We start from the raw sequence: 23700 nt of genomic DNA on the forward strand, positions 1-23700 counted from the left end.
GGGCGTCCCGCCGCCGCGATCCGGGCTCGCCTACGCTGTCCCGCGTGGATGTGGAGTGGGCTCAGCTGCGGGAACGGTGTCTCGTCACGGAGGACGACGCGGTGCTCGCGCTGAACAAGCCCGCCGGGATCTCGGTGACCGGGGAGCGGCACGACACCGACATGGTGGAACTGGCGGCGGCCCAGGGGGAGAGACTGTACCCGGTGCACCGGATCGACAAGGTGACTTCGGGACTGGTGCTGCTGGCCAAGGACCTGAAGGCGCACGGGCAGCTCACCCGGCAGTTCACCAAGCGCACCGCGGCGAAGGCGTACCTGGCGATCACCGCGACCACCGGTCTGCCCGAGCACGGGGTCATCGACCTGCCGTTGAGCGTCGGGCGCAAGAACCGGGTGCGGATCGCCGCGCCACGCGAGAGCATTCGGTGTGACGCGGACACCTGGACCGTCGATGCCGCGGATGTGCTGGCGGGCAAGAACTATCCCTCGGTCACCGAGTTCACCACGCTCGCCGTGACCGATGAGCACACGGTACTGGCGTTGCGACCGGTGACGGGGCGGCGGCACCAGATCCGGGTGCATCTGGCGTGGATCGGGCATCCCATCGTGGGCGATCCGCTGTTCGACCGGTCGGGCACGCACCCGCGCACCCACCTGCACTCGTGGCGGCTGCGGCTGGACGCCGACTGGCGCACCCCGCCGGTGCTGGATCTGCGCGCCCGGCCCGGCGCGGACTTCTGGACGGTCGACGGCGCACCCGTCATCGCCGACCCCGAGGCGCTGTTGGCCCCGGAATAGCTCGACGACCAGCCGATAGCAGACACCTATAAGCGGTGTCGAGGCTCACCGAGACCTGGGGAAACCCGGTCAACTACGCTGGAAAACGTGCCTCCCGCGGCACATCGGGCGCAATGGCGCGATCCAGGGACAGAAAGCGAATGCCGATGGTTCTGTTGGCACATCTCAGTGACACCCACTTCAACGGCGGAGGCCGCAACAGCGACCGCGCCGAACGGGTCATGGCCTTCCTCGCCGAGTTGCCGACACGTCCCGACGCCATTCTCGTCTCCGGCGACATCGCCGACGAGGGCAGTGCCGAGGAGTACGAGCAGGCGCGCGCCGTGTTCCGGGGTGCCGATGTGCCGGTGCTGCTGCTGCCCGGCAATCACGACGACCGGGGCACCATGCGCGAGGTCCTGTTCGGCGCGGCCCCCGGCTATCAGCCCATCAACCAGGTGCACCGTGTCAAGGCGCTGACCGTGGCGCTGCTCGACTCCAGCATTCCCGGCAAGAGCGAGGGGCTGCTCGCGGACGAGACCTACGCGTGGCTGGAGAATCTGCTCGCCGCCACGCCCGCGGACGACACCGTGGTCATCGCCATGCACCATCCGCCGGTGCCGATCAAATCCACAGTGGTGGACCCGATTCCGCTCACCAACCCGGAACGGCTGGCCGAGATCGTCGCCGGGGACGACCGGATCGTGGGGGTGTTCACCGGGCACGCGCATGTGCCGGTGCAGACGCTGTTCGCGGGCAAGCAGTTGGCGATCGCGCCGAGCGTGTCCTCCTTCATCGGGTGCGAGTGGGAGGTCGGCGTCCCCGGTCAGGTGCCGATCGACTTCGCGCCGGAACCCTCGCTGTACTTCCACGTGATCGAGGACCGCCGCCTGCTGACCTCGCTGCGGCCGGTTCCCCTGGGCGGCGGGCTCACCGAACCAGCGGAGTGACCCGGTTGCGGCGGTAGGCCGACGGCGTCGTGCCGGTCCAGCGCTTGAAGGCGTGGATGAAGGTGGATGCCTCCGCGTAGCCCAGGCGGATCGCCACATCGCTCACCGAAAGCGGTGTCGCGGTGAGCATCTCCTCCGCCAAGGCCCTTCTGACCTCGTCCAGCAGCGCCCGGTAGCTGGTGCCCGCCGCATCCAGATGTCGGCGCAGCGTCCGGGTGCTCATATTGAGATCTTTTGCCACGGAGTCGATTCCGGGCGGGGCGGCGAATCCGTCCACCCCGCCGCGCGGCACCAGCCGCTCCCGCACCTCGGCGGCGATACCGGTGCGGGCGCGCCGCCGCGACACCAGATCCCGGCACTGCGCCAGGCACATGGCCCAGGTGGACTCGTTGGCCTGCGGCAGCGGCTGTTCCAGTTCCACCGGATCCAGTGCGAACAGGTTGTGCGGCTGCTCGTACGCCGGTGTCACCCCGTAGATCTCGGTGATCAGCTCGGCGCCCGCGGGTGCCGGGAAGTCGAACTCCGCCCGCACCAGGGCGACCTTGCGCCCCAGCAGATCGCAGAGCATCTGATGCATGGCGGTGACATCCCGCTGCACCAGAAACCGCCGCACATCCGCGGGCACCCGCTCGTCGTGGACCCGGGCGACGAACTCACCGGGCCGCCACCGCGCCACCGGAATGCAGAACGTGAAGCTCAACTCCAGATACCGCAGCGCGAACGAGATCGCCTCGCCCAGGGTCGGACTGCTGACGCAGGCGAACCCGAAGATCCCGAACGTGGTGATCCGATACCGCCGCCCCACATCCACCCCGAGCAGCGGCTCGTCCCCCAGCTCCCGCACCAGATTCCGCACCACCGCCAGTTCGGTCCGCGCATCGATCTGCAGGTCCGGATCCGCCAACGTCTCCGCGGTCAACCCGGTCCCGCGCAGCATCAGCTCCTCCCCCACCCCCCGTTCCCGGGCATACCCCACCATCAAGGCCGCACTGGCGACTCCCCGTGGAAAGTCCCAGTCCCGAATCTCCGGCTCCTGCACCGTGCCCATCCGAGCATTGTGGCCGAAAGTCTCAATCAGAACCAGTCTCGGGCAGGTCACGCGAGGAGGGCGTCGGCGACGGCGTAGCCGAGCAGGGTCGCGCCCAGGCCGGTTGCGACGTTGACGACGATCGTGAGGGCCGCCTGGCGGTAGGCGCGGGTTTCGGTGAGGCGGAAGGTTTCGTAGGTGAAGGTGCTGTAGGTGGTGAGGGCGCCGCACAGGCCGGTGGACAGGAAGGCGGTCCAGGGGGTGGAGAGGGCGGCGGCGGTCAGGGCGCCCAGGAGTAGGCAGCCGGTGAGGTTGACCGTCGCGGTGCCCCAGGGAAAGGCGGTGGCGTGGCGGGATTGGACGGCGCGGTCGATGAGGTAGCGCAGGGGTGCGCCGAGCATGGCGCCGAGGACGACCAGCAGCGGGGTCACGGGGTCACCTGCCGTCGACGGGTGATGCGGTGGGCCCGGCGGGTCAGTGCGACGGCCGTGGCCGTGGCGGCCAGTGCGCACAGCACGGTCAGGGCGAGGTAGGCGATGGCGGTCGGGACCGTTTCCGGGGTGAGCAGGGCGCGGGTGTCGTCGGCATAGGTGGAGAAGGTGGTGAAGCCGCCGAGGACGCCGACGCCGAGGAAGGGGCGCAGCAGCGGGTGGGCGGGCCGGATCTCGGTGATGGCGACCATGAGGACGCCGATGAGGAAGCAGCCGAGGACATTGGCGGCGAAGGTCGCCCATGGGAAACCGCCCGGCGCGGTGGGCCAGAGCTGCGCCAGTGTGTAGCGGGCCAGTGCGCCGATCCCGCCGCCCAGGGAGATCACGGCCAGGATCGCTCCGTGGGAGCGGGAGAGTTCGCGGCGCTGCTCGGGTGCACGGATGTCGACATCGGGGTCGATCGCGTCGTGGACGGTCAGCTCACTGGGCACAGGCGTCTCCTACTCCATCACCGCAGGGGTGCTTCTGGGGTAGGGACTGTTGGTGGAATCCACGGTTGTTCGGAACCGGTCGGCCCGAAGCGGCGAGCCCCACCGCCGCGTGCGTCCAGCGTACCGGTCAACCCCCCGCGTGGGGGATTGACCGTGGGTGAGATCACCGTGGTGCACACCCCGCCCGGGGCAGGTTGGCCGAAGATCTCGATCGGCTCGCACCGGGGCGGATCCTAGAGTGGAGAGCAACCTAGTGTGAGGAGCGCCACAATGCCGTCCGTGATCATCATCGGGGCCGGATTCGGGGGGTTGGGGATGGCGATCGAATTGCAGCGCAATGGCTTTCGCGAATTCACCATCCTCGAGAAGGCGCAGGATCTGGGTGGGGTGTGGCGCGAGAACACCTACCCGGGAGCGGCGTGCGATGTGCCGTCACCGCTGTACTCGTTCTCCTACGAGGCCACACCGGATTGGCCGCAGCGCTATTCGGGGCGACGCGATATCCACGCCTACATGTGGGAGGTGGCGCGGCGGCACGGACTACTGGAATCCATCGTGTTCGGCGCGGAGGTGACCGAGGCCGAGTTCGACGAGACCACCGGCCGGTGGACCGTGCTCACCGGCGACGGCGTGACTCGCACCGCCGATGTGCTGGTATCGGCGGTCGGGCAGCTGTCGCGGCCCGCTTGGCCCTCGATACCGGGGATCGACACCTTCGCGGGGCGATCGTTCCATTCGGCGCTGTGGGATCACGACGTGGACCTCAACGGCAAACGAGTGGCCTGCATCGGCACCGGAGCCAGTGCGGTGCAGTACATTCCGGAGATCCAGCCCGCGGCGCGGCGGCTGACGCTGTTCCAGCGGACCCCGGCCTGGGTGCTGCCGAAGTTCGACACCGATTACACGCCGGTGCATCACCGGGTGCTGCGGCGGATTCCGGGAATGCCGCTGGCCGAGCGGGTTTCGTGGTGGCTGATCGGCGAGACGGTGGCGCTCGGACTGGTGGAGTTCCCGGGCATCGCGCGGGTGGTGTCGCGGATCGCGGAGAAACATCTCGCCGAACAGGTGCCGGATCCGGAGCTGCGCGCCGCGCTCACCCCGGACTATCCCATCGGCTGCAAGCGGGGGCTGTTCTCCAACGACTACTACCCGGCACTGACCCAGCCCAATGTGGAGCTGGTGACCACACCGATCGCCGAGATCGTGCCGGAGGGCGTGCGCACCGAGGACGGCATTCTGCACGCCGCCGACGTGATCATCTACGGCACCGGATTCAAGGGCACGGAATTCCTGTGGCCCATGAAGATCCGGGGCCGGGGTGGACGGAACCTGGCCGATGTGTGGGCCGACGGGGCGCACGCCTACCTGGGGATGACGGTGCCGGAGTTCCCGAATCTGTTCTTGGTGTACGGCCCCAACACCAATCTCGGCGTGGGGTCGATCATCTACATGCAGGAGTCGCAGGCCCGCTACATCCGCGCCGCGATACAGGTGTTGGCGGAACATCCGGGCTGCACCCTGGAGGTGCGGCCGGAGGCCGAACGCGCCTTCAATATCGCGCTGCAGCAGCGCCTGGCCCTGACACCGTGGAACTTCTGCACCAGCTGGTACCGGAACGAGGCCGGGAAGATCACCAACAACTGGCCGGGTACGACGCGCAGCTATCGGCGGCGGACCCGCAAGGTACGGCCCGAGGACTATGTCCTCACCCGGGTCCGCTAGTCGCCGACCGCACCGCCCGGCGTCACCACGACAGCTCGGCGCACCGGCGCGCCGAGTCCGCGCCCTCGACCTGCAAGGTCGCGTGCTCGATGTGGAAGTCGTGCGCCAGCACGTGCTGCGCGGCGCGCAGCACGTCGTCGCCCGTGTGCCCGCCCGCCACGGTGATGTGCGCCGAGGCCACCTCCATCCCGGAGGTCAGCGTCCACACGTGCAGGTCGTGCACGTCGGCGACGCCGGGCACGGTGTGCAGGGCGGCGGCGATCTGCTCGACATCCAGGTTCTCGGGGCTGTGCTGGAACAGGATTCGCAGCGAACGGCGCGCCAGCACCCAGGTGCGGGGCAGCACCCACAGGCCGATGGCCACACCGATGATCATGTCCGCGTAGCGCCAGCCGGTGGTGAGGGTGATGGCCGCCGAGATCAGCACGCCCACCGAGCCGATGAGGTCGGCGAACACCTCGAGGTACGCGCCGCGCACATTCAGGCTCTCCTTCGCGCCCGAGCGCAGCAGCAGCGCCGACGCGATATTGGCGACCATGCCCAGCGCGCCCACGATGAGCACCGGCCAGCCCGGCACCTCCGGCGGCTCACCCAGTCGCGCGATGGCCTCGTACAGCACATAGATCGCGACGCCGAACAGCAGGACGGCGTTGGCCAGTGCCGCCAGTACCTCGGCGCGGTAGTAGCCGAAGGTCCGGGTGTAGGTGGGGCGGCTGCGCTTGGCGAGCAGGATCGCCGACAGCGCCATGCCGACGCCGACGACATCGGTCAGCATGTGCGCCGCGTCGGAGAGCAGCGCCAGCGACGAGGTCCAGAACGCGACCACGAATTCGGCCAGCATGAAGACGACCGCGATGCCCAGCGCCATCACCAGGCGGCTCAGATACTTGCCCGACGCGCTCTCCGGCGCGATGCCATGCGAATGATCGTGTCCCACGGTGATCCAAACTATGCATAGTTGCGCATGAATACAACACCTACGACCGAACGAATTCGACACATCCGTCCGGAGCGGCTCGCGGCACCCGCCGCGCCCACCTCCCCGGCGGACTGGCCGGGCACGGGTCGGTACGTGCACACCCGTGCACACGGCAGACTGGGTGCGTGACTGTTTCGCCCGGAGCTTCCGTACCGCACGGCCCGCTGCGCCCGATCGAACTCGCCACCGGTGCCGTGCTCGGCGGGGCGACGGTCGGTTTGGTGACCGTCGGGTCGGTGGTGCCGTTCGCCGCCGCGCTGCAACTGGTGGCGGCCGTGCCGATGGGCCTGCTCGCATACCGGCACCGGGTGCGGGCGCTGAGCACAACCACCGTCGCGGCCACCCTGGTGACCTTCGTGGCGGCCGGAATCGTCCCGGCGCTCAACCTGGCGTCGGTCGCGGTGATCGGCGGCATCATCGGCGTGGTGAAACGGCGGCGCGGCGGACTGCTCGCGGTGCTGGGACTGTCCACACTGGCGGGACTGGCTGGGGCATCGTTCTCCGTAGGATTGCTGCTGCTGTTCTCCCGGGCACGCCAACTGGTGTTCGACACTATCCGCAATACCGCCGCCGGCGTGGAGAAGATCCTCGCCAGCGAGTCCGCCCTGGCACCGCTCGGCCACGCCATCGCCGATCTCACCGATACGGTGCTGCGCTGGTGGTGGGCGTGGATCGCGGGCGGCGTGCTGGCGGGGGTCATCACCAGCGGTCTCATCTCCTGGTACGTGCTCGGCTCGGTGCTGGAACGACTGTCCTGGCTGCCCGGCCGCGACCTGCTGGACGCGCCCGCCGACGACCGGCCCGTCGCCCCGCTGCCGGTCAGCCTGCACCAGGTGTCGTTCCGGTACCCGGGCGCGCGCACCCCCGCGCTCCAGGACATCGACCTCACCGTGCGGCTCGGCGAATTCGTGGCGGTGGTCGGGCACAACGGCTCCGGAAAATCCACGCTCACCCGGATTCTCGCCGGACGGCCGCCGACCTCCGGCACCGTCACCCGCCCCGGCTCCGCGGGCTTGGGCGTCACCGGCGGCACCGCGCTGGTGCTCCAGCGGCCCGAGAGCCAGACCCTCGGGGTGCTCGCCGCCGACGACGTGGTGTGGGGCCTGCCCACCGAGATCGCCGCCACCGTCGACATCGAGGGACTGCTGGCCGAGGTCGGGCTCGGCGGCATGGGAGACGCGGAGACCGCGACGCTGTCCGGCGGACAGCAGCAGCGCCTGGCCGTGGCCGCCGCCCTGGCACGCCGCCCCACCCTGCTCATCGCCGACGAGGCCACCGCCATGATCGACCCGGAGGGCCGACGCGAGCTGGTCGCCCTCCTGGCGGACCTGCCGAAACGGCACGATATGGCGGTGGTGCTGGTAACCCACCACGAGGCCGACGCCGCCATGGCCGATCGCGTCGTGCACCTGCGCGACGGCCGCGCCGTCGACCACCTGCCTGCCTGGCCGCGCCCGGTCCGCGAGCCGCGGCGGCGGCCCATCGGCGAACCCATCCTGCGCCTGCGCGGTCTGCGCCACACCTACAATCGCCGAACGCCTTGGGAGGCACCGGCATTGCATGGGATAGATCTCGACGTGTACCGCGGGGAGGCGTTGCTGATCGTGGGCGGCAACGGGTCCGGCAAGTCCACCCTGGCCTGGATCATGGCCGGACTCACCGTGCCCACCGAAGGCACCTGCGTCCTGCTCGAGCTCACCGGCACCCGCCCCACCCATCGCCGAATCGGGGCCGTGCAGTTGGCATTTCAGCATTCCCGCCTGCAATTGCAGCGCCAGACGGTCGGCGCGGAGATCGAGGACTGGGGCGGACACGGCACCCTCGCCATCGGCCGCGCCCTGGACGCCGTGCGGTTGGACCGCGCCCTGGCCACCCGCTCCATCGAGGAACTCAGTGGCGGACAGGCGAAACGGGTGGTGCTGGCGGCCATCGCGGCCAGTCGCCCACAGGTGGTGGTACTGGACGAACCGTTGGCGGGGCTCGACCCCGAGGGACGCGCGGATGTGGTGGAATTGCTCGGGCGGCTGCGGGATTCCGGTCTCACGCTGATCGTCATCTCCCACGATGTCGACGATATGGCCGTGCTGTGCGACCGCACCGTACACCTGAGCGGCGGGAAGCTGCTCGAACCCCCTTCTCCCCCAACGCAATCCGCGCCACCGCAGCACCCCAATCCGACGAACCAGCCGGAGGCATGGCGATGAGCGGCCCGATTCTGCGCGAAGTCCCCGTGGCGAGCCCGGTGCACCGACTGTGGGCCGGTACCAAGATGATCGCCGCCTTCGCCGTCAGCGTTCTGCTGATGTTCATTCCGTCCTGGCCGGTGCTGGGGATCTGCGTGGCCTTCCTGGCGGCGGTGTGGCTCACCGCGCGGCTGCCGCTGGGCACCCTGCCGCGCTTTCCCTGGTGGTTCTGGGCGGGGCTGCTGCTGGGCGCGCTGATCAACCTCCCCATCGGGAGTGCGGCGGTGCTGCGCTATCTCAATGTGGCGGTATTCGGACTCATCCTGCTGAGCGCGTCCTTCCTCATCGCGTGGACCACACCCATGGGGGAGATCGCGCCCGCCCTCGCCAAACTCGGCGCGCCGCTGCGGCGGATCGGGTGGACGCGGCGCGGCGTGCGGCACGCGGTGCCGGTGGACGAATGGGCGGTGGTGGTGGCGCTGACGCTGCGCGGACTGCCGCTGCTGCTGGAGGAGATGCGGATTCTGCGGGCCTCCCGGAAACTGCGTCCGAGCGACGGAATGTTGCAGCGGGCCGCGAATCCCCTGGTGGACATTCTCACCGCGGCACTGGCGGTCTCCACGCGGCGGGCGGGGGAACTCGGGGAGGCGATCACCGCGCGCGGGGGCACCGGAGAGCTCACCGCACGGCCCAGCGCGCCGGGCCGACGTGATATATACGCTCTCGCTATCGTCGGGGTCGTCTGCGCCGGTGCGATTCTGGTCGACGTGCTGGTCTGAGTGGGTTTCGCGGCGGCGCAGATTCCGCTGAAGCCCAAGCGGTTTGCCTCCCGACCTCGGTCTGGGCCGAAAATCATACGGCGTGTCGGTGGGGCGCGCTACCGTTGGCGATTGAAGATCGGATGAGGGATCACGATGCGATTCGCATCACGGCTTCACACGCGCGAGGGGTGAGGAAATTTCAGCGTGTGCGGCCAGCGTTGACAGAACAACCTGATGAAGATTGGACAACCGCAGATGTACCGCAAGATCACGGCTGTTGCCGCACCGGTAATCACCGCCCTCGCCATCGGCACCGGTGCCATGGGGACCGCGCAGGCCGACTCCGTCGCTCCCGATATCGGATACGAGGCCAAGCTGGTCGGCAATACCGTCGTCACCAGCCTCACCAACGGAACCTTCCAGCTCGCCGGCAATTCGGTGAACATCAACGACAATGCCGGGCGCACCTGGGTGAGCCTGCCGCTGGCGTTCCAGCAGGACGGCACGGAATACTCGCTGCCGCACAACATCAGCGCCGACGGCGCCACGCTGTCGCTGACGGCGATCAAGGACGAATCGACGGCTCGACCGGCCGCGATCAAGCCGGTCGCCTCGCCGAAGGAGAACCTGCTGGCGCAGCAGACGTTCGCCAGCCAGTTCGGCATCGCCACCGCCATCGGGGCGTTCATCGGCACCGCGCTCGGCGCGGCGGTCGGACTCACCGGCATTGTCAGCGGGCCGGGCGTGATCGCCAGCGTGATCGCAGGGGCGGCCATCGGCGGCATCATCGGCACCCTCGTGGTGGGTGGACCGACGCTGATCATCGCGGGGATCGACCTGATCAACACGCTCATGGCACCTCCGGGGACCAGCAAGTTCGCCGGAGCCAACTGAGCCGGAGCCGACTGAGCCGGGCCAACTGAGCCGGAGCCGACTCGGCCGGACGTTGGGACCCAGCCGACCGAACCCGGACAGGGAGCGGTCGGGAAGCAACGATGGTGCGGTCAGGGTGGGCTCCGCGCTTGCCCACCCTGTGCCCTCGGTGCGGCCCGGCGCACCCGTGGCACAGTCCGCCCAATCGCGGACTGTCCGATCGCAATCGGTTCAGACCTCCTCGGGGGCTGCGCGCCACACGGATGTACCCGCCCTGGCCACGTGTCCGGGTGCCTGCTCCGGCAGCACGATTCGCCGCATACCAACCCCAGCACCGGTCGATCTGGGGGACCTCAGCGTCGGCCACCGCGCCCACCGCCCTGGGAACCCGCGCATCCGCCATTCGGCTCGCGCATCCTCCGCGCAGGCGTCATTCCCGCTCCCGCGCCGTCCGCGCACACCCGCCCCGGGTTCGCACGCACCGTCCGCGCACACCCGACCCGGGTTCGCACGCACCGGTAAGCGACGTCAGTTCTCCGCGCACTCGCGGGGAGCCGGCCTTCCCGCGAATCGGTCCGACAGGTAATTCATCGCGCCCACGGATTCCACCAGGGCCGCGGGATTGTGGCCGGGCACCCGCGAGTGCACCGAGACCAGCGTCGCACCACCCGCGCAGTAGCGATCCCGCAGCGCGGTGAATCCGGCTACGGGAATCACATCGTCGGCGGTGCTGTGGTAGAGGTACAGCGGGACGTCCGGAATGGATCCGCCCAGCTCCTGGGGTTGCGCGGTGGCCTCGAACACCGGGTGCGACAGGAGGTTCGGGACCGCCGAATAGTTGTCCACCCGGTCGAACGGGTGCCGCACCACCAGATCCGCGCCACAGGCTTCGGACTCCTGCGCGAGCGCCGCGCGGCCGCGGTCGTCGAGCAGGTCGATCAGGCCCGAGGCGGGGTCGTTGCGGGCCAGCGACAACAGGATGAGCAGGGCCAATCCGGCCTGGAGGCTGCCGTCCACGCCGCGGGCGACGGCCGGGATATTCGCGGGCACACCGCCCGCCGTGACCCCGTGCAGCCACACATCGGGCGCGTAGGCGGCACGCAGTTGCGTGGCCCAGAGGGTGGCGAACGCGCCGCCCGAGTAGCCCCAGGCTCCGATCGGGCTGTCGGCGGTCAGACCCAGCGGGGCGAAGTCGCGAGCCGCGCGGACGCCGTCGAGCACACCGCGGCCCGAGGTCACCCCGTCGAAGAAACGCGATTGCGGCCCTTGATAATCCGAGACCACCACGGCCCAGCCGCGAAACAGCGCGGCGGCCAGGAACGGAATGTCCAGCAGGGTGTTCACGATGGAGAAGTCGCGGCCGCCGCGCAGGGCGTAGGAGGGCGCGCAGCTGGTGCCGAGGCTGTCCTCCGCTATCTGATACGACAGCAGCGGACGCCCACCGGGATTCGTCCACGCTCCCGGCGGCAGCATGACCGTGGCGACATTCGCGATCGGGACCCCCAGCGAATCCGTGCTGCGGTATCGGAGCTGCCAGGCGGCCACCGGCAACGGCAGCCCGAAGACCGCGATGGGCCGCGAATCCAGCACGGCCCCATTGGCGTAGGCCGCCAGGTTCGCCGGGGGCGCGTAGAACGGATCGTCGTCCGGCACCGGAATCTGCGGTCTGGCCAGCGGCGCGACCGCCGCGGCCAGGGCGATCACCACCGTGATCAGGAATGTCCACCAGCCCCTGCCGCCCCGCGCGCATCCTCGAAACCGCGCGCCGCCCTGCCGCATTACGCCTCCAGCGTCGTATCCCACCGACGCTCCAGCTTCATCAGGCCCGTGATCGCGCCGTACGGACACCCGGCGCATCGGAGACCCCAAGGTACTGCCGACCATCCGGCCTGGTCAATGGACATCCGAACGCTATCGGCGCGTCTCGCGACCCGGGCGTGGCGTGCCCGCGCCGGGCAGCTGCCGCTGCCACCGCATGGCCGCGGGATCGGTGGCACTCCCACCACCTGGTCGGCGCGATACCCGGCAACACCCACCGCCACCATGTCGGCGCGGTACCTGGCAACACCCACACCGCTATGTCGGCGCGGGATCCTGGGCACACCGCCGCACCGCCACCATGGCGGACAGGATGTGCGGCAACTCGGCAGGGCGGACCCGATCGACGCGGGGGTTCACGGTGGGTCGCCGGTGCGGCGGATTGTTCATCTGCGGCCCGCAGAACGCGTGGGCACCGACCGTCGGCCCGGCGGATGCTCTCCTCCGCGCGCGGATAGTGCGCCGCGAGTGCACCCCGGAGCTGCTCGCCCGCGGGTAGGGTTGGGGCGAAACGCATTGGGCGAGTGGAGGATAATGTGCGATACGGGAACGGCCTGGAGATTCCGGACTCGCTGGAGGAGCTGTGCGCACCCGAGCGGATGGCGGTGATCGTGTACGACATGCAGGTCGGGGTGCTGTCACAGCTGCCGGACGGCGACGCGATCATCGAGCGGGTGGTGCGGGTCGTCGAGGCCGCCCGCCGCGGTGGCTATCCCGTGATCTTCCTGCGGCACATGTTCCTGCCCAAACGGCTGAGCGGAGCATTCGCGCTGCGCATGGCCATGAACTGGCAGCGGGTGGATTCGGTGGACGAGGTGCATCCGATCCTGCAGCGCGATACCCCGGCCTTCGAATTGGTGCCGCAGCTGCGGCCGACCGCCGACGAGACGGTCTTCGACAAGACGGCCATGTCGGCGTTCGAGGGCACGCCGCTGGCGGCCACGCTGCGCGATCTCGGCATCGGGGCCTACACGATCGTCGGTGTGGCACTGGAGATCGGCATCGCCCCGACCGTCGCGCATTCCACCGATCTCGGCTTCATTCCGGTGGTCGTCAAGGACGCGGTGGGCGGACGCGACATCGAGGCCATGGATCGGGCCTGGGCCGACTTCGAATTCCAGGGCCACGCGGTGGTCACCGATATCGACACGCTCACACCGCTGCTCGAGAAGTCGGCCTGAGCCTGGGAACGAAAGGCTCAGTCGGAGGCGGGAATCCAGGCCGGATGCCAGAGACGTCCGGTCTCGGTCCAGTTCATGAACCGCACCGTGCCGGTGATCTTGGGCGTCACCCACACCGCGTCCTTGCGCTCCTCCCCGGTGAGTTCGTTGTCGAACGGGCTGGTCTTGCGTTCCAGGCGGCGCAGCCTCGAATCCAGCTCGCTCATCTCCTGTTCGCTGAAACCGGTGCCGACCCGCCCCAGGTAGTACAGCCTGCCCTCGTGCTCCACCCCCACCAGCAGGGAGGCGAAGCGGCGGACGTCCGAGCGTCGGTAGCCGCCGACCGTCACGGTCAGGGTGCGCCAATTGCGGGTCTTGACCCAGGACTGCCCGCGCTTACCGGGCAGGTACACCGAATCCCGGCGTTTGGCGATCACCCCCTCCATCCCGTGCTCCTGGCTGTAGCGCAGCGCCCGCGCCCCGGAGCCGTCCAGGCGCGGCGGCACCACCAGCGAGGACGACCGCCCGGCCAGCGCCTCCAGCACCCGGCGGCGGTCGTCGTAGCGTTTGCGCAGCAGTGAGGTGCCGTCCAGGTAGAGCACATCGAAGGCGACGAATACCGCCTGCCCGGCGTGGTTGCGCAGCAGTCCGAGGTTGGCGGTGCCGTGATCGTCGAAAACCACCGCCTCCCCGTCCAGCACGATCGAATGCCCGGCCAGTTCCGCGCCCAGGCGCGCGATGCTCGGATAGCGGCCGGTGACGATATTCCCGGCGCGGCTGCGCAAGGTGACCGCGCCGTCGTCGATCTCGGCGATGAGACGGAAGCCGTCCCATTTGGTTTCGAAGGCCCACTCGTCGGCCTCGAAGGTGGAGACGTCGCCGGGGGTGGCGAGCATGGGGGTGAGTCCGCGCGGCAGCGGTACCGGTTGCCGCGGCGGCGTGAGCACCCGGCCCCCGTCACCGGCCGCCACGCCGTCGCCATCCGGCCGGTCGAGCTCCGGATGCTGATCCTTCATCAGGTGCATGAGCCACTGATTGCCATTGGTCTGGATGAGCGCGTACCGGCCGTCCAGGCGTTCACCGTGCAGGCGCACGATCACCTCGTCGTCGCGCCACTTCTCGGTCTCGTAGGTGCCCGCATCCCAGATGGTCATCTCCCCGGCCCCGTACTGGCCCTTGGGAATCGTGCCGTGGAACTCCAGATATTCGAGCGGGTGGTCCTCGGTGTGCACGGCGAGGCGGTTCTCGTGGGTGTCGGTCGGCGGACCCTTGGGCACCGCCCACGACACAAGGACGCCGTCCCGTTCCAGCCGCACGTCCCAGTGCAGCCGCCGGGCCCGATGCTGTTGCACCACATAGCGATTGCCCTCGGCAGACGCGGGACGAGCGGCGGGCACCGGCTCCGGGGTGCGGTCCGGATCGCGCATGGAGCGGTAGCGGGTGAGCCGGTCGGGCTGATGTGCCGGCAGCGGCGCGTCCAATGCGGCGATCAGATCACCGTCGGACCGCCACCGTTCCAGCACCTCCTCGAAGCGTAGGTGCCGCAACTTCTTCCGATTCTCGATCTCGTCCCAGGTGCGCGGTGCGGCGACGGTCGGCTCGTCGCGGCCGCGCAGCGAGTACGGGGCGATGGTGGTCTTGGCCGGATTGTTCTGGCTCCAGTCGAGCAGCACCTTGCCCCCGCGCGCCGCCTTGGCCATATTCGCGGTGACCAGATTCGGGTACAGCTGTTGCAGATTGGTGGCCACCTGTTTGGCCACGGTGGACGCGCCGCCCGGGCTCAACCGACGATCGAGCGGGACGTAGACGTGAATGCCCTTGCTGCCGCTGGTCACCGGGAAGGCGTCCAGGCCGACATCGCGCACCACATCGCGCAGCATGAGCGCCACCTGCGCACACTGCCGCAGCCCGGCCCCCGGCCCGGGATCCAGGTCGAAGACCAGCCGGGTGATGGGGCCGCGCGCGTCACCGTCGAATACCCACTGCGGCACATGGATTTCCAGGGCCGCCTGCTGCCCCAGCCACGCCATGCCCGCCACCGAGTCGATCACCGGATAGACGACGGTGCGGTCGGAATGCTCGAGCCGATGGCGCTCGATCCACTTCGGAGCGTGGTCGGGCAGATTCTTCTCGAAGAACGAGGACTCGTCCACCCCGTTCGGCCAGCGCTTGCGCGTCACCGCCCGGCCCGCGATATGCGGCAGCAAGGCCGGGGCGATGGCCGTGAAATAGTCGATGACCTCGCCCTTGGTGGTGCCGGTGGCGGGATACAGCACCTTGTCGAGGTTGGTCAGCGCCACCTCGACTCCCCCGAAACTCCGCCGGGACCCCATGACGCCAGTCTAGAGGTGGGCGGCGACAATCATCGGGATCCGAAAAACCAACGGGCCGTTCGGGTCCCCGCGGGTCGCGGGAGACACGAACGGCCCGAATGTCGCAACCGGCCGGGTCAGAGGGCTCCCCTGAACCACGAGCCACCCGGAACCGACGAGCAGTGCCCGCGTTCCGGGTAGGCCGACCTATGGGGTCGGAGGCTTCTGCTCCCCCGGCGGGTTCTCACCCGGAGTGGGATCCGGAGCGGGTTCCGGAGCAGGCTTGGCCTCCGGAGCCGCGGCCGCGCCGCCCTGCTCCGGAATGGCGTTCTTCACCGCCTCGGCACCCTTGTCGATCTTGTCGGAGTACTTGCCTCCGGTCTTCTGGTCGATGAAGCCCCCGGCCTTGTCCACCGCGGACTCGATCTTCTCGGCGTTCTGGGCCGCCACATCCTTGCCCTTGCCGACCAATCCCTTGAGCGTGTCCATAAGACTCACAGCCCTGCTCCTTCACACTCGGTCTTCGGTCATCGGCTGACATCTTTCCACCAGGTCTGTCCTGGTGGGACGCCATTGCGGTCGATCCGCTGTCCCGGTTTCGGGACGGCGACGGCCGTACCCGCCGCGTCGGCCGCCGCCACCATCCGCTGTACCGGCTCCGACCAGCCGTGGAAGGCCAGATTGAAGGTCGCCCAGTGAATCGGCACCAGCAGTCCGTGCGCCGCGTTTCCCAGATTCAGATCGGCGTGTGCGCGCACCGCCTCCTCCGGATTCATGTGCACATCCGGCCAGGCGGCGTCGTACGCGCCGATGGGCAGCAGGGTCAGATCGAACGGGCCGAGCTTCGCGCCCGCCTCCGAGAACGCCTTGGTGTAGCCGGTATCGCCACCGAAGTACACCCGATGCCGCGGACCGGCCAGCGACCAGGACGCCCACAGGGTGGTGTTGCGCACCAACCCGCGGCCGGAGAAGTGACGGGCCTCCGTACAGGTGATCGTCAGATCCGTGCCCTCGTGCGCGCGCTGCAGCGTCGACAGCGAAACCGAGGTGCCCCAATCCATTTCGACGATCCGCTCGTCCGGCACCTGCCAGTGCCGCAGATGCGCCCCGATCCCGAGCGGCACGATGAAGACCGCGCTCTGGCTCGCCACCAGACCCTGCACGGTATCGCGGTCCAGATGGTCGTAGTGGTCGTGCGAGATGATCACCGCGTCCAGCGGCGGCAACTCGTCGAGCCGCTGCGGCACCGGATGCTGGCGAGCCGGGCCGATGAGCGGCGACGGCGAAACGCGTTCGCTCCACACCGGATCGGTGAGCACCCGGTAGCCGTCGATCTCGACCAGCGCGGTGGCATGGCCGTACCAGGTGACGGCCAGGTCCGCGGCCTGTTCCGGCAGCTCGGGGGTGACCAGCGGGATCGGACCGGGGGCCCGGCCCAGATTGCGTTTGGTCAGCACCGAGTTCAGCAGCGAGAAACCCGAACCGGAGGCGATCTGGCTGCTCGGCTCAGTGTTGTGGAACTGGCGGTTGCGGTAGCGGACCGAGGCGGTGGCGGTCGGCTGGATGGCCGAGATGCCCGCCCCCATGGCCGAGGGAATCCCCCACGCCGCGCGAACCAGCCAGCCGATGCCCACGGCACCGGCCACCGCACCCACCACGGTGCGCGCCGCACCCGTGAGCCGATCCCGCACCACGTCGATATCGGTTGTCCCGGTGTCTCGTTCGGCATTCATCGTCCGGTGAACCTCGCTGTGCGCTTCTCCTGGCGCGCCAAGCGCGCCTCCTGTGCGTCCTCGCTCGTCCATGCCGCCCTCAGCGCCTCTCGCTGCTCGATGGTGTCGGCCTCACGGGTGCCGTCGTCGTTGAACACCAGCTTCATATGCCGCAGCGACAGCGGTGCCAGCTCCGCGATGGATTTGGCCCACGCCTGCGCGTCGGCGAGGGTGCCGAGGCGATTGGCGAAGCCGAAACCGTAGGCGTCCGCGGCGGGGATCGGTTCCGCGCCCAGCAACATGGTGCGGGCCGGGCCGGAGCCGATCAGCGAGGCCAGTCGGCGCACCGTCCAACGGTCCACGGAGATACCGAGTTTCGCGGCCGGAATGGCGATGTAGGAGTCGGGGCTCAGCACCCGCAGATCGGAGGCCAGCGCCAGTTGCACGCCCGCGCCGAGCGCACCGCCGTTGATGGCGGCGATCACGGGCACCGGCACCGACTCGATGGTGCGCAACATGCCCATCAGGCCGTCCAGGAACTCGTCGGAATAGACGCCGTCCAGATCGGCCCCCGCACTGAAGATCGGCCCCTGGCCGGTGAGCACGATGACCCGCGCGTCGGCCGCCGCCTCCTGGACAGCGGTGCGCAACCGGCCCACCAGCTCGAGGTTGAGAGCGTTCCGGCGTTCCGGACGCTGCAGTTCGATGGTGACCACCTCACCATCGCGGCTGACTCCGAGCATCTGTCCCTTCCCCACTGTCGGCACCCTGGTCCCTTCACTCTAAGCGGGACCGACCGGCAGTTCCGCGCTCGACGCGGCCGTGTGTACCGACCGGTAACGCACCGTCGGTACTGTCTGGACGGTGAGCGCGACACCCGATGTGGACATCCTGGTGATCGGTGCGGGCCAGGCCGGACTCTCCGTCGGCTATCACCTGCGGCGGCTGGGGCTGCGGCCCGAGCAGGACTTTCTCATTGTCGACCACTCCCCCGGGCCCGGTGGCGCCTGGCAATTCCGTTGGCCCTCACTCACACTGAGTACGGTCAATCGTGTCCACGACCTACCCGGGATGGAATTCGCCGAAACCCTGCCGCCCGACGCGGCGCACGCGCAGGCGGCGACGGCGGTTCCGCACTACTTCGAGCTGTACGAGAAGCGGTTCGACCTGCGCGTGCACCGACCGGTCTCGGTGGCCGTGGTATGTGATCGCGCCACCGCCGCGACCTGCCCGAACGCTGAAGTGGACGGGCTGCTGCACGCCGAGACGCGGATGGGTGGCGAGCGGGCCGCCGCGCAGGAAGCCGGGTGCCGGGTGGCGGACAACCCCGGAGACCGCGGCGGCGGCGCCGCTGGTCCGGAAACCGACCACGCTGTCGATTCCGGTCCGAGCGACGCCGCCACCTCGCGCACCGGACGAACCGCTCCGGCCGCCGCCTCCGACCTCGGCGGGGGCGTTCCTCGTCGGGTGCCCACCCCAGGCGCCACGCTGCGTGTCCGTGGCTTGATCAACGCGACGGGTACCTGGGACAAGCCATTCATTCCCTATTACCGCGGCGCGGAAACATTCGCTGGCCGACAACTGCACGCCCACGACTATCGCGCCGCCGCGGAGTTCGCGGGAAAGCACGTCGTCGTGGTGGGCGGGGGTATCACCGCCGTGCAGTTGCTGGATGAGATCTCGCAGGTCACCGGCACCACCTGGGTGACACGGCGGGAGCCGGTGTTCCGGGACGGGCAGTTCGCGCCCGAGGACGGCCGGGCGGCGGTGGCGATCGTCGAGGACCGGGTGCGCCGGGGGTTGCCACCCGGATCGGTGGTGTCGGTGACCGGGTTACGTGAGGACGAGCGGGTGCGGGCGATGCGAGCGCGGGGAGCGCTGCGCCGCCGCCCCATGTTCGACCACATCGAACCCGACGGGGTGCGCTGGGCGGACGGGGAGTTCCAGGCGGCCGAGGTGATCCTGTGGTGCACCGGGTTCCGCAGCGCCCTGGATCATCTGGCGCCGCTGCGACTGCGCGGGCCCGGAGGCGGGATCACCATGGACGGTCGGCTGGCCACCCGGGTGGCGGCGGATCCGCGGATTCATCTGATCGGGTACGGGCCGTCGGCCAGCACGATCGGCGCCAATCGGGCGGGGCGCGCGGCGGCGGTGGAGTTGACGGAGTTCCTGGGGTGGATCAGTCCGGAGCGCCCGCGGTGAAGGTTTCGGGGTCGGGGCCTACGCGGGAGCCCTTGTCCAGGGCGGAGATTCGCGACATCTGGTCGTTGGTGAGTTCGAAGTCGAAGACGGCGAAGTTCTCCGCGATGCGGGTGGGGGTGACCGATTTGGGGATGGCGATATTGCCCAGCTGGAGGTGCCAGCGCAGGATGACCTGGGCGGGGGTGCGGCCGGTTTCCTCGGCGACCGCGACGATGGCCGGGTCGTCGAGCAGGGTGCCCTGACCGAGCGGGCTCCAGGCCTCGGTGGCGATGCCGTGATCGGCGTGGAAGGCGCGTAGCTCGGGCTGGGTCAGCCGGGGGTGCAGTTCGATCTGGTTCACCACGGGGGTCTCGCCGGTTTCGGCGATCACGCGCTCGAGGTGCTCGCGGGTGAAGTTGGAGACGCCGATGGAGGTGATGCGCCCGGCGGCCTTCAGCGATTGGAACGCCCGGAAGGTGTCCACGTACAGGCCGGAATCCGCGATCGGCCAGTGGATGAGGTAGAGGTCCAGGTAGTCCAGGCCCAGGCGTTCCATACTGGCGTCGAACGCGCGCAGGGTGGCGTCGTAGCCCTGATCGGAGTTCCACAGTTTGGTGGTCACATAGACCTGGTCGCGCGGCAGGCCGGAATCGCGGATGGCGCGACCCACCTCCGCCTCGTTGCCGTACACCATGGCGGTGTCGATGCTGCGGTAGCCGACCTCCAGGGCGGTGGTGACGGCGTCGACCGCTTGCTCGGGCGTTACCTGGAAGACGCCGAAACCGAGCTTCGGTATCACCTGCCCGTCGTTCAGCACGATCGAGGGGACGGCGCTCGTTTCACTCCTGAAGGTCACGTTCCGACCGTAGAAGCGGTTTGCCGCTTGGTCAATCAGCCCTTTCGCTGTGTTGGTCACCGCTTGACAGAATGTTGTGTTTTTACAACACTATGTTGTGTGAGTCCAGTGCGAAGGGGTAAAACCCTACCGATCTACAACCGCATCGCGGTGCTGCGGGCCGAGCACCGCATGAGCCGCGCGGCGCTCGCCGAGGCGGTGGACGTGAATGTGCAGACCATCGGGGCACTCGAACGTGGCGACCACTACCCGAGCCTCGACCTGGCCATGCGCATCTGCGACGTCTTCGGCGTGCCCGTCGAGGCCGTCTTCTCTCGCACCGAATTCACGCCGCTGTCCGCGGAGTTCTACTCGAAGGGGAAACCATGACCACCGCAACCGGTCTCATCGACCGCTACCAGGACTACCGCGTCCGCCGCTGGCTGGTCCACGAGCAGCGCATGGCCGGCATGTTCCCGACATGGCGCACCCGACGCCGACGGCGGGCGCTGGTCGTCACCGTGGCCGTCAGCCTCGCCGCGCTCTTCGTCACCGGCGTGCTGTGCGCATTCGATCTACAGTGGGCGACGCTGCTCATCCTGCCGGTGATCCTGATCTTCCTGGGCGCCTGGACCATGCTGCGCATCGTCTCCCAGGGCCAGGACAACGCACCTGCCGAAATCCTCGACGAACTCGAGATCGCGCAGCGGACGGCCGCCCGGTCCATCGGACTGTCGGTCACCCAGTGGCTGACGCTGCCGCCGCTGTTCTACGTGATCTGGGCGCCCGCCCTCGCCTCCGAGATGAGTGCCTTCCAGACCTCCTACGCGGGCGGCGTCATGATCCTGGCGACGTTGCTGGCCGGTGGCTGCGCTCCGGCCATGATCCTGGCGTGGACGCGACCGGAGCCGGAGCCGGAGCCGGAGGGCTGAGTCGGGCGGTCGACGGGCATCAGTCGACGGCGGGCGGATTGCCGAGACGGCGATACCGGAGGTGTCGAGCCGCTCGCAGTTCCGCCACCGGGCGAGCGGTCAGATCGGCCAACTCCTGCGCGATGACCGCGACCATGCGGCGGGCGAACTCCACCGGTTCGGCCGCCGCGTCCGGGCGTTCGGGAACGATGCGGTCCACGATGCCGTCGGCGAGCAGATCCACCGACCGGATGCGCTGGGACGCCGCCAATTCCGGTGCGTGCTCGGTATCACGGAAGACGATGGCGCTGGCTCCCTCGGGCGGTAGCGGCGCGAGCCACCCGTGCGAGGCGGCCAGCACCCGGTCCGCGGGCAACAGCGCCAGCGCGCCGCCACCGGTGCCCTGGCCGAGCAGGATCGAGATGGTCGGCGTATCGAGGGTGACGAGATCGGCCAGGCAGCGGGCGATCTCGGGGGCGAGTCCGCGTTCCTCGGCCTCGCGGGACAGCGAAGCACCGGCGGTATCGATCACCAGCACCAGCGGCACCCGCAACTGCAGAGCCAACTGCATACTGCGGCGTGCCTCCCGCAAAGCGGCCGGACCCATGGTGGTCTCGGTGGTCTGTCCGGAGCGGTCGTGGCCGAACACCACACACGGATGGCCGCGGAAGCGGGCCAGCGCGTGCACCACCGTCCGGTCGGATTCCCCCTGGCCGGTACCGCTGAGCGGCACCCGATCGGTGACCTGACGCAGCAGTTCACGAATACCCGGCCGATCGGCACGTCGCGAGTTCAGAACCGACTGCCAGGCCGGAACAGCTTCCAGCGAAGCATATTCCGCCGGAGAACAATCCAAAGTGGCTGGATCCCGCGAATATTCGGCATGCCCGACAGCGATTCCACTGAACACGTTGAGGGCTCGGTGCGCGATACGACGGAAAACCCGCACCGGGACCACACCGTCGATGACACCGTTGCGATAGAGGTTCTCCGCCGTCTGCACCCCCTCCGGGAAATCGCGCCCGTACAGCGCCCGGTACACCCGCGGCCCCAGGAAGCCGATCAGAGCGCCGGGCTCGGCGAAAGTCATGTGCCCCAACGATCCCCACGAGGCGAACACCCCGCCCATGGTGGGATTTCGCAGGTAGACCAGATAGGGGAAGCCAGCCGACTTGTGCGCCGCGACCGCCCCCGCGATCTTCACCATCTGCACGAAAGCGACTGTGCCCTCCTGCATTCGGGTTCCCCCGGAGGTCGGCGAGGCCACCAGCGGCAGCCCCAGCGCGGTGGCCCGCTCCACGGCCGACACGATGCGCTCGGCCGCCGCCACCCCGATCGACCCCGCGAGGAACCCGAACTCGCACGCGATCACGGCCACCCGCCGCCCGCGCAACCGCCCCTCCCCGGTCAGCACCGCTTCGTCGAGACCGCTCGCGGCCGCGGCCGCCCGCAGCTCGGCGCGGTACTCGGCGGAACGGGGAAGCTGCGGCGGAGGCCGATCCCAGCTCACGAAGGAGCCGGGATCGAGCAGACCACCGAGAAGTTCCCGCGCCGCTGTCCTCACGCCGCGAGAATAGCTGTGTCCGATTGCGTCGCCTTCGGCGATGCCCGGATCAGTACCCCTGCACGACCTTGCGCAGGGCGTACTCGGTGACCGCCACCAGGGCCTGCTTCACCGGCTCCCGGCGGCGGGCGTCCATCGACAGAATCGGCGTATCCGCCGGGACCGCGAGGGCCTGGCGGATGTCCTCGATCGGGTAGCGAGGCGCGTCGTCGAATTCGTTGATGGCCACCAGGAAAGGTAGGTTCCGCGCCTCGAAGTAGTCGACGGCGGCGAAACTGTCCTCCAGTCGCCGGGTGTCGACCAGCACCACCGCGCCGATGGCGCCGCGGATCAGGTCGTCCCACATGAACCAGAATCGGTACTGGCCGGGCGTACCGAACAGGTACAGCACCAGGTCATCGGCAAGACTGATCCTGCCGAAGTCCATGGCCACCGTGGTGGTGGCCTTCGATTCGACGCCACTGAGGCTGTCGACGCCGACACTGGCATTGGTCACCAATGCCTCGGTGCGCAGCGGAACGATCTCCGAAACGGCACCGACCAGGGTCGTCTTGCCCACACCGAAGCCACCGGCCACCACGATCTTCGCCGACGTCGGCTTGCTCGTGCGTGTGTCGACCTGTGTCGTCGAATCAAATACGCCGGAGTCCACTGAGAACCCTTTCGATCAGCTCGCGACGTTCATCGTCGCTGGAATCGTCTTTCAATGTCGCCGAAACCTTCACGTGGCCGGCTTCGATCAAGTCGGCGACCAACACCCGGGCCACCCCGATCGGGATGCCCAGGCGCGCTGCGACTTCGGCGACAGACGGCGATTCTCTGCACAACTCCACGATTGACGTCTCGATATTGGTGAGTTCGAACTGCCGCTCGAAGGCGACCGGATGCGATGCGACGAGCGCCTCCAACGCCAATTCCACCTTCGGCCGCGTGCGGCCGGCGGTCAAGGAATACGGGCGAACGAGGCTGGGCTCGGCGCTCCCCAAGCGCTGATTGTCTATGTCCATCCCACCA

At 69.0% G+C, this 23700-nt stretch carries 23 protein-coding genes; 10 read left to right on the top strand and 13 right to left on the bottom strand.

Annotated features, from left to right (window positions below):
- Positions 1-44 precede the first annotated feature (44 nt).
- A complete protein-coding gene (locus tag FOH10_RS27515; protein WP_143982889.1) occupies positions 45-797 on the top strand; it encodes an RluA family pseudouridine synthase in 753 nt (250 codons plus the stop codon).
- Between the two features lie 146 nt (positions 798-943).
- Positions 944-1726 (top strand): phosphodiesterase, encoded by a 783-nt coding sequence (locus FOH10_RS27520; RefSeq protein ID WP_143982890.1) that lies wholly within the window; start codon positions 944-946, stop codon positions 1724-1726.
- On the opposite strand, the gene FOH10_RS27525 is transcribed toward FOH10_RS27520, so the two are convergent.
- The 3 genes from FOH10_RS27525 to crcB (FOH10_RS27535) are packed head-to-tail and all read right to left on the bottom strand — an operon-like array spanning position 1707 to position 3675.
- A complete protein-coding gene (locus tag FOH10_RS27525; protein ID WP_143982891.1) occupies positions 1707-2774 on the bottom strand; it encodes an AraC family transcriptional regulator in 1068 nt (355 codons plus the stop codon). The genes FOH10_RS27520 and FOH10_RS27525 overlap by 20 nt on opposite strands.
- Before the next feature lie 47 nt (positions 2775-2821).
- Positions 2822-3184 carry a fluoride efflux transporter CrcB gene (gene crcB / locus FOH10_RS27530; protein WP_143982892.1) on the bottom strand — a complete coding sequence of 121 codons (363 nt, stop codon included), beginning with the start codon at positions 3182-3184 and terminating at the stop codon, positions 2822-2824.
- Positions 3181-3675 (bottom strand): fluoride efflux transporter CrcB, encoded by a 495-nt coding sequence (gene crcB / locus FOH10_RS27535; protein WP_244961398.1) that lies wholly within the window; start codon positions 3673-3675, stop codon positions 3181-3183. Before crcB (FOH10_RS27535) ends, crcB (FOH10_RS27530) begins: the two co-directional genes overlap by 4 nt.
- 270 nt (positions 3676-3945) lie before the next feature.
- On the opposite strand from crcB (FOH10_RS27535), the gene FOH10_RS27540 reads away from it, so the two are divergent.
- On the top strand, positions 3946-5397 hold the full coding sequence (locus tag FOH10_RS27540) for a flavin-containing monooxygenase (RefSeq protein WP_143982893.1): 1452 nt from the start codon (positions 3946-3948) through the stop codon (positions 5395-5397).
- 22 nt (positions 5398-5419) lie between these two features.
- Here the strand turns inward: FOH10_RS27540 and FOH10_RS27545 are convergent, their stop codons facing one another.
- The gene (locus tag FOH10_RS27545; RefSeq protein ID WP_029930968.1) at positions 5420-6334 is read right to left on the bottom strand and encodes a cation diffusion facilitator family transporter; all 915 of its coding nucleotides are present in this window, start codon (positions 6332-6334) and stop codon (positions 5420-5422) included.
- A gap of 167 nt (positions 6335-6501) precedes the next feature.
- On the opposite strand from FOH10_RS27545, the gene FOH10_RS27550 reads away from it, so the two are divergent.
- The 3 genes from FOH10_RS27550 to FOH10_RS27560 all read left to right on the top strand — a co-directional run bounded on the left by FOH10_RS27550 (position 6502) and on the right by FOH10_RS27560 (position 10214).
- Positions 6502-8580, top strand: coding sequence for an ABC transporter ATP-binding protein (locus FOH10_RS27550; protein WP_186000609.1), 2079 nt, complete (start codon positions 6502-6504; stop codon positions 8578-8580).
- A complete protein-coding gene (locus FOH10_RS27555) occupies positions 8577-9338 on the top strand; it encodes an energy-coupling factor transporter transmembrane component T family protein (protein ID WP_143982894.1) in 762 nt (253 codons plus the stop codon). The genes FOH10_RS27550 and FOH10_RS27555 overlap by 4 nt, the downstream gene beginning before the upstream one ends.
- Positions 9339-9554: 216 nt before the next feature.
- Positions 9555-10214 carry a DUF8020 domain-containing protein gene (locus FOH10_RS27560; RefSeq protein ID WP_244961399.1) on the top strand — a complete coding sequence of 220 codons (660 nt, stop codon included), beginning with the start codon at positions 9555-9557 and terminating at the stop codon, positions 10212-10214.
- Between the two features lie 507 nt (positions 10215-10721).
- Here the strand turns inward: FOH10_RS27560 and FOH10_RS27565 are convergent.
- Positions 10722-11996: a lipase family protein gene (locus FOH10_RS27565; protein WP_186000610.1), complete on the bottom strand. Its 1275-nt coding sequence runs from the start codon at positions 11994-11996 to the stop codon at positions 10722-10724.
- Between the two features lie 551 nt (positions 11997-12547).
- Between FOH10_RS27565 and FOH10_RS27570 the strand changes: the two genes are divergently transcribed.
- On the top strand, positions 12548-13192 hold the full coding sequence (locus FOH10_RS27570; RefSeq protein ID WP_029930963.1) for a cysteine hydrolase family protein: 645 nt from the start codon (positions 12548-12550) through the stop codon (positions 13190-13192).
- A gap of 17 nt (positions 13193-13209) precedes the next feature.
- Here the strand turns inward: FOH10_RS27570 and FOH10_RS27575 are convergent, their stop codons facing one another.
- The 4 genes from FOH10_RS27575 to FOH10_RS27590 all read right to left on the bottom strand — a co-directional run bounded on the left by FOH10_RS27575 (position 13210) and on the right by FOH10_RS27590 (position 17938).
- Positions 13210-15504, bottom strand: coding sequence for an ATP-dependent DNA ligase (locus FOH10_RS27575; RefSeq protein ID WP_143982896.1), 2295 nt, complete (start codon positions 15502-15504; stop codon positions 13210-13212).
- A 186-nt stretch (positions 15505-15690) separates the two neighbouring features.
- Positions 15691-15972 (bottom strand): antitoxin, encoded by a 282-nt coding sequence (locus FOH10_RS36335; protein WP_425326168.1) that lies wholly within the window; start codon positions 15970-15972, stop codon positions 15691-15693.
- Between the two features lie 38 nt (positions 15973-16010).
- Positions 16011-17138, bottom strand: coding sequence for an MBL fold metallo-hydrolase (locus FOH10_RS27585; RefSeq protein WP_425326169.1), 1128 nt, complete (start codon positions 17136-17138; stop codon positions 16011-16013).
- A 74-nt stretch (positions 17139-17212) separates the two neighbouring features.
- Positions 17213-17938 (bottom strand): enoyl-CoA hydratase, encoded by a 726-nt coding sequence (locus tag FOH10_RS27590; RefSeq protein WP_029930959.1) that lies wholly within the window; start codon positions 17936-17938, stop codon positions 17213-17215.
- Between the two features lie 121 nt (positions 17939-18059).
- Here FOH10_RS27590 and FOH10_RS35875 point away from each other — a divergent pair, with 121 nt between their 5' ends.
- On the top strand, positions 18060-19397 hold the full coding sequence (locus FOH10_RS35875) for an FAD-dependent oxidoreductase (protein ID WP_244961400.1): 1338 nt from the start codon (positions 18060-18062) through the stop codon (positions 19395-19397).
- Here FOH10_RS35875 and FOH10_RS27600 read toward each other — a convergent pair.
- The gene (locus FOH10_RS27600; RefSeq protein ID WP_143982899.1) at positions 19375-20232 is read right to left on the bottom strand and encodes an aldo/keto reductase; all 858 of its coding nucleotides are present in this window, start codon (positions 20230-20232) and stop codon (positions 19375-19377) included. The two genes, FOH10_RS35875 and FOH10_RS27600, sit on opposite strands and share 23 nt — an antisense overlap.
- Positions 20233-20331: 99 nt before the next feature.
- Here FOH10_RS27600 and FOH10_RS27605 point away from each other — a divergent pair, with 99 nt between their 5' ends.
- Together FOH10_RS27605 and FOH10_RS27610 are read left to right on the top strand one after the other, a co-directional pair.
- The gene (locus FOH10_RS27605; RefSeq protein ID WP_029930956.1) at positions 20332-20601 is read left to right on the top strand and encodes a helix-turn-helix transcriptional regulator; all 270 of its coding nucleotides are present in this window, start codon (positions 20332-20334) and stop codon (positions 20599-20601) included.
- Positions 20598-21143, top strand: a complete 546-nt coding sequence (locus tag FOH10_RS27610) for a hypothetical protein (RefSeq protein ID WP_143982900.1) — start codon at positions 20598-20600, stop codon at positions 21141-21143. Before FOH10_RS27605 ends, FOH10_RS27610 begins: the two co-directional genes overlap by 4 nt.
- A 19-nt stretch (positions 21144-21162) precedes the next feature.
- On the opposite strand, the gene FOH10_RS27615 is transcribed toward FOH10_RS27610, so the two are convergent.
- Genes FOH10_RS27615 through FOH10_RS27625 form a run of 3 tightly spaced genes read right to left on the bottom strand, consistent with a single transcriptional unit; the run spans position 21163 to position 23693 of the window.
- A complete protein-coding gene (locus tag FOH10_RS27615) occupies positions 21163-22686 on the bottom strand; it encodes an acetyl-coenzyme A carboxylase carboxyl transferase subunits beta/alpha (RefSeq protein WP_143982901.1) in 1524 nt (507 codons plus the stop codon).
- A gap of 49 nt (positions 22687-22735) precedes the next feature.
- A complete protein-coding gene (locus tag FOH10_RS27620) occupies positions 22736-23338 on the bottom strand; it encodes a GTP-binding protein (protein WP_172544792.1) in 603 nt (200 codons plus the stop codon).
- A complete protein-coding gene (locus FOH10_RS27625) occupies positions 23319-23693 on the bottom strand; it encodes a DUF742 domain-containing protein (protein WP_029930952.1) in 375 nt (124 codons plus the stop codon). The genes FOH10_RS27620 and FOH10_RS27625 overlap by 20 nt, the downstream gene beginning before the upstream one ends.
- Between the last annotated feature and the right edge of the window lie 7 nt (positions 23694-23700).

The sequence above is a fragment of the Nocardia otitidiscaviarum genome, from assembly GCF_007362295.1.
In the GTDB taxonomy this organism is placed as follows: domain Bacteria; phylum Actinomycetota; class Actinomycetes; order Mycobacteriales; family Mycobacteriaceae; genus Nocardia; species Nocardia otitidiscaviarum.

Bases quoted from the DNA above. Each gene is read 5' to 3' on its own strand.
- FOH10_RS27520 (WP_143982890.1), top strand. From the start codon at position 944: ATGGTTCTGTTGGCACATCTCAGTGACACCCACTTCAACGGCGGAGGC.
- FOH10_RS27525 (WP_143982891.1), bottom strand. From the start codon at position 2,774: ATGGGCACGGTGCAGGAGCCGGAGATTCGGGACTGGGACTTTCCACGG.
- FOH10_RS27540 (WP_143982893.1), top strand. From the start codon at position 3,946: ATGCCGTCCGTGATCATCATCGGGGCCGGATTCGGGGGGTTGGGGATG.
- FOH10_RS27555 (WP_143982894.1), top strand. From the start codon at position 8,577: ATGAGCGGCCCGATTCTGCGCGAAGTCCCCGTGGCGAGCCCGGTGCAC.
- FOH10_RS27560 (WP_244961399.1), top strand. From the start codon at position 9,555: ATGAAGATTGGACAACCGCAGATGTACCGCAAGATCACGGCTGTTGCC.
- FOH10_RS27575 (WP_143982896.1), bottom strand. From the start codon at position 15,504: ATGGGGTCCCGGCGGAGTTTCGGGGGAGTCGAGGTGGCGCTGACCAAC.
- FOH10_RS36335 (WP_425326168.1), bottom strand. From the start codon at position 15,972: ATGGACACGCTCAAGGGATTGGTCGGCAAGGGCAAGGATGTGGCGGCC.
- FOH10_RS27590 (WP_029930959.1), bottom strand. From the start codon at position 17,938: ATGCTCGGAGTCAGCCGCGATGGTGAGGTGGTCACCATCGAACTGCAG.
- FOH10_RS27610 (WP_143982900.1), top strand. From the start codon at position 20,598: ATGACCACCGCAACCGGTCTCATCGACCGCTACCAGGACTACCGCGTC.
- FOH10_RS27625 (WP_029930952.1), bottom strand. From the start codon at position 23,693: ATGGACATAGACAATCAGCGCTTGGGGAGCGCCGAGCCCAGCCTCGTT.